The sequence below is a fragment of the Microbacterium sp. genome (genome assembly GCF_032084865.1).
GTDB lineage: Bacteria > Actinomycetota > Actinomycetes > Actinomycetales > Microbacteriaceae > Microbacterium.
In genome coordinates, this window is the sequence record NZ_DAMDLU010000189.1 from 1 (window position 1) to 4,115 (window position 4,115).

Here is a 4,115-nt window from a genome sequence, read left to right on the forward strand (position 1 = left end):
ACGATCGGGCCGATCAGCACGAGCACGAATGCCAGGCCGGTGACGCGCTGGACGACGGCCGCGACGATCGTCGCGACCGCGATGACCGCCAGCACTCAGCGTCGCTCGGCGAGAAGATCCCGCACGGCGGCTTCGAGACCCGTGACGGCGCCGGCGGCGTCGGCCGGGCTGTCGCCGCGGGCGTCGATGTACACCTTCAGCTTCGGCTCGGTGCCGCTCGGACGCACGATCACGCGCGAGCCGTCGTCGAGGCGGTAGCGCAGCACGTCTCCGGCGGGCACACCCGCGTCGCCGGTGGCCAGATCCTCCGCCGATGCGATCGCGCGGGTGCCGAACGCCGCGGGTGGCTGGGCGCGCAGAGACGCCATCGTCGCGCCTATCAGCGCCAGGTCGTCGACGCGCACCGACACCTGGCCGCTCGCGAAGTGGCCGATCTCCGAGCCGAGCTCGTCGAGCAGACCGGCGATGTCGGTCTCGCGCACCCGTGCCTCGGCGGCGAGTCCGAGCAGCGCGACGGCGGCGGAGATGCCGTCCTTGTCGCGCACGGTGTCGGGGTTCACCAGGTAGCCCAGCGCCTCTTCGAAGCCGAACACCATGCCGGGCGCACGGGAGATCCATTTGAAGCCGGTGAGCGTCTCGTGGAAGTCGAGCCCGTAGCGTTCGGCGACCGCGCGCAGCCCGGGGGACGAGACCAGGGAGCAGGCGAGCGACGCTCCGGGTGTGCCCTGCGCGGCTCGTGCCGCGCGCCAGCCGAGCAGCAGCCCGACCTCGTTCCCGGTCAGGCGGCGCCAGCCGCCGTCGGCCGCGGCATCAGGGACGGCGACGGCGAGGCGATCGGCGTCAGGATCGTTCGCGATGATGAACTCGGCATCGGCCTCCCGGGCTCGGGCGACCGCGAGATCCATCGCGCCCGGCTCCTCGGGATTGGGGAACGAGACGGTGGGGAACGTCGGGTCGGCGTCGCGCTGCGCGTCGACGATGCGCGGTGCCGGGTAGCCGGCCGCCTTGACGACGCGCGAGAAGGTCTCCCAGCCCACGCCGTGCATGGCGGTGTACACCCAGCGCATCTCCTGTACGCCGAAGGGCGCGGGGGCCACCGCCGCGGTCGCCGCGATGTATGCGTCGACGACGTCTTCACCGGCGATCTGGTAGGAATCCGAGCGCGGCAGCAGTCCCACATCGCCCGCATCGGCGACGCGCTGGATGTGCGCGGCGATCTGCGCATCCGCCGGCGCGACGATCTGCGAACCGCCGTCGTCGCCGCCGAGATACACCTTGTAGCCGTTGTCGTTCGGCGGGTTGTGGCTGGCCGTGACCATGATCCCGGCATCCGCCTGCAGATGACGCACGGCGAACGCGAGCACCGGTGTCGGCAGCAGCCGCGGCAGCAGGATCGCGCGCAGGCCCGCACCAGCGAGGATCTCGGCGGAGTCCAGCGCGAAGCGGCGGGAGTTGCGCCGGCCGTCGTAGCCGATGACCACCGTCGGGCGGGTCGTCGCCCGTTGCAGCAGGTAGCCCGCGAAGCCGGCGGCCGCCTGGGTCACCAGCACCCGGTTCATGCGATTGCTGCCCGCACCCAGTTCGCCGCGCAGGCCCGCGGTGCCGAAGGCCAGGCGCCGGCCGAAGCGGTCCTCGAGGTCGGCGAGAGCCGCGGCCTCACCGCCGGCGGCGCGGGTGATGATTCCGGCGAGCTCGTCACGGGTCTCGGCATCCGGGTCCTGTCGCAGCCAGGCGCGCGCCTGGGACAGCCGCTCGCTCACAGCGCCTCGATCACTCGGGCCAGCAGCGCCGAGATCACCGGCTCGGCCTCCCGGCCGGCTTCGATGACCTCCTCGTGGCTGAGCGGGGTCTTCTGGATGCCGGCGGCGAGGTTCGTGACGAGCGAGAGGCCGAGGATCTCCATTCCCGCCTCCCGGGCCGCGATCGCCTCGAGGGCGGTGGACATGCCGACGATGTGTCCGCCGATCGCCTTCGCCATCTGCACCTCTGCGGGCGTCTCGTAGTGCGGGCCGCGGAACTGGGTGTACACGCCCTCGTCGAGAGTGGGGTCGACGGTGCGGGCGATGTCGCGCAGACGCGTCGAGTACAGGTCGGTGAGGTCGACGAAGGTGGCACCCTCGAGCGGGGAGTCGGCGGTGAGGTTGATGTGATCGCTGATGAGCACCGGCTGGCCGGGCTGCCACGTCTCGCGGATGCCGCCGGCGCCGTTGGTGAGCACCATGATCGCAGCGCCCGTGGCGGCTGCGGTGCGCACCGAGTGCACGACACGGCGCACACCGTGGTCTTCGTAGTAGTGGGTGCGGGCGCCGATCACCAGCACGTTCCTGCCGCCCGGGGTGCGGATGCTGCGCAGCGTGCCCACATGCCCTTCCAGTGCGGGCTTCGAGAAGCCGGTCACCTCGGTGGCGGGGACGGTGGCGACGGTCTCGCCGATCAGTTCGGCGGCCTTGCCCCAGCCGGAGCCGAGGGTCAGGGCGATGTCGTGGTGGTTGACCCCTGTCAGGCGAGCGATGTCGGCGGCCGCGTCGGCGGCGATGGCGAATGGATCGGCCGTCGGGTCGTCCAGAGGGTTCACGGAGTTGTCACGCATGCCTCCACTCTAGGAAGGTGGCGGGGCCGCGGCCAGGATTGCGGAAGAATGGAGTTCATGTCTCAGACTTCCTTCGCGAACAGGCAGAGCGTCGCCGTCCTCGGCGGCGGTCCCGGTGGGTACGAGGCGGCGATCGCCGCCGCGCAGCTGGGGGCGGATGTCACGCTCGTCGAGCGTGTGGGCGTGGGCGGGTCGGCCGTGCTCACCGACGTGGTGCCGTCGAAGAGCCTCATCGCCACCGCCGACGCGGCGGTCGCCATCGCCGGGGCGACCGACCTCGGCGTGCAGTTCTACGCGCGCGGCGCGGACGACCGGCCGCTCAAGCCCGAGATCGCCATCAACCTCGCCGCCGTGAACAAGCGGCTGCTCGCCCTCGCAGGTCAGCAGTCGGAGGACATGCGCACGACCCTGCTCGAGGCCGGTGTGCGCATCCTCTCCGGACACGGCCGGCTCGAGGGGCCGAACGCCATCGTGGTCTCCACGGGTCCTGGGGGCACCGACTTCGACCGCGTCGAGGCGGACACCATCGTCGTCTCGGTCGGCGCCTCGCCGCGCGAGCTGCCGTCGGCGAAGCCCGACGGCGAGCGCATCCTCACCTGGACCCAGCTGTACGACATGAAGGCGCTTCCCGAGCACCTGATCGTCGTGGGCTCGGGTGTGACCGGTGCGGAGTTCGCGTCGGCGTACATGAACCTCGGGGCGAAGGTCACGTTGATCTCGAGCCGAGACCAGGTGCTGCCCGGTGAGGACGAGGACGCCGCCAAGGTGCTCGAGAAGGTGTTCACGCGCGGCGGCATGCAGGTGCTCTCCAAGTCCCGCGCCGACAGCGTGAAGCGCACTGACGACGGCGTGCTGGTCACCCTCTCCGACGGGCGCACGGTCGAGGGCAGTCACTGCCTGATGGCGGTCGGGTCGATCCCGAACACGGCCGGCATCGGCCTGGAGGAGGCGGGCATCGAGCTCACCGAGTCCGGTCATGTGCGCGTCAACCGCGTGGCGCGCACATCGGTGCCCAACGTCTACGCCGTCGGCGACTGCACGAACTTCTTTCCGCTGGCATCCGTCGCCTCGATGCAGGGGCGCACCGCCGTGTTCCACGCGTTCGGCGACATCGTGATCCCCCTCGAGGTGCGCAAGATCACCGCCAACATCTTCACCGCACCCGAGATCGCGACGGTCGGCCTCTCCGAGCAGGACATCGCGAACGGGCAGGGCGACGGCATCGCGCACAAGCTGCCGCTGGCGGCCAACCCCCGCGCGAAGATGCTGGGAATCAAGGACGGCTTCGTGAAGATCATCGCGCTGCGGGGCTCGGGAACGGTGGTCGGTGGCGTGATCGTCGCGCCGCGGGCATCCGAGCTGATCTACCCGATCGCGATCGCGGTCGAGCGTCGCCTCACCGTCGACCAGGTCGCGCGGGTGTTCGCCGCGTACCCGTCGCTCACCACCAGCATCACCGACGCGACCCGTGCGATGCACGCGGTCGGCGTCGTCTGACACCGCACGCCGCAGACGCAGAAGGCGC

General features: G+C 71.1%; 3 protein-coding genes. 1 reads left to right on the plus strand and 2 read right to left on the minus strand.

What is annotated here, in order from left to right; translation table 11 throughout:
- Positions 1-95: 95 nt before the first annotated feature.
- Together RT309_RS14035 and RT309_RS14040 are read right to left on the minus strand one after the other, a co-directional pair.
- Complete coding sequence (locus RT309_RS14035; RefSeq protein WP_313358021.1) at positions 96-1,760, minus strand: phospho-sugar mutase; 1,665 nt, start codon at positions 1,758-1,760, stop codon at positions 96-98.
- Positions 1,757-2,590: a purine-nucleoside phosphorylase gene (locus RT309_RS14040; RefSeq protein ID WP_313358023.1), complete on the minus strand. Its 834-nt coding sequence runs from the start codon at positions 2,588-2,590 to the stop codon at positions 1,757-1,759. The genes RT309_RS14035 and RT309_RS14040 overlap by 4 nt, the downstream gene beginning before the upstream one ends.
- Before the next feature lie 48 nt (positions 2,591-2,638).
- Between RT309_RS14040 and RT309_RS14045 the strand changes: the two genes are divergently transcribed.
- Positions 2,639-4,087 carry an NAD(P)H-quinone dehydrogenase gene (locus RT309_RS14045; RefSeq protein WP_313358025.1) on the plus strand — a complete coding sequence of 483 codons (1,449 nt, stop codon included), beginning with the start codon at positions 2,639-2,641 and terminating at the stop codon, positions 4,085-4,087.
- Positions 4,088-4,115: the final 28 nt, after the last annotated feature.